Source organism: Paenibacillus validus NBRC 15382 (genome assembly GCF_004000985.1).
In the GTDB taxonomy this organism is placed as follows: domain Bacteria; phylum Bacillota; class Bacilli; order Paenibacillales; family NBRC-103111; genus Paenibacillus_G; species Paenibacillus_G validus.
Genome location: NZ_BIMH01000131.1, coordinates 1 through 662 on the forward strand (window position 1 = coordinate 1; position 662 = coordinate 662).

Annotated in this window: 1 protein-coding gene; it reads right to left on the reverse strand. The window is 34.6% G+C overall.

Annotated features, from left to right (window positions below; genetic code table 11):
- Window positions 1-165: 165 nt before the first annotated feature.
- The coding region (locus PVA01S_RS26375; protein ID WP_127610838.1) for an ABC transporter ATP-binding protein at window positions 166-662 on the reverse strand (497 nt) is incomplete at its 5' end.

Consider the following 662-nt stretch of genomic DNA (forward strand, 5'->3'; position numbering starts at 1 on the left):
TAAGCGCAATACGCTTTTTATAAACCATTAAAAACCGTTTAAGCTGCGCCTAGTTTCGTGTTGTCTTTTTTGAACTTACGTTATAAGTTATTTTCAAGATAGTTCAATTAATCCTTGCTAATAGCCAATCGTATTGCATCAACCATTTCGTGCACCTCTCTTATGCTATGTTTTGAGACCCAGATAGGTAGATTGAATCATAGGATTATTTATTAACTCGTATGAATGACCACTTAATACAAATTTGCCTTTATCCATTATATATGCACGGTCGCTTATTTTGAGAGCGGCCTTCACATTTTGTTCAACGAGAATAACGGTCATTCCAAATTCATCTCTCACACTTTGTAGAATTTCAAGTATTTCACGAACAATTATTGGTGCAAGGCCTATCGAGGGTTCATCTAACAAAATAATCTTTGGATCCGACATCAATCCTCTTGCAATAGCAAGCATCTGTTGTTCCCCACCACTTAAGTTTCCCCCCATATTATTAAGATGTTTTTTAAGAGAGGGGAAAATTTCTAGCATTTTATCTATTTTTGATTTCATTAAGTTTTTTTTCGTTTTTTGATAGTTATGATACATACCTAATACAAGATTTTTACGGACAGATAAGCTGGAAAAAATTTGCCTTCCTTGTGGGACAAGGCTGATTCCTT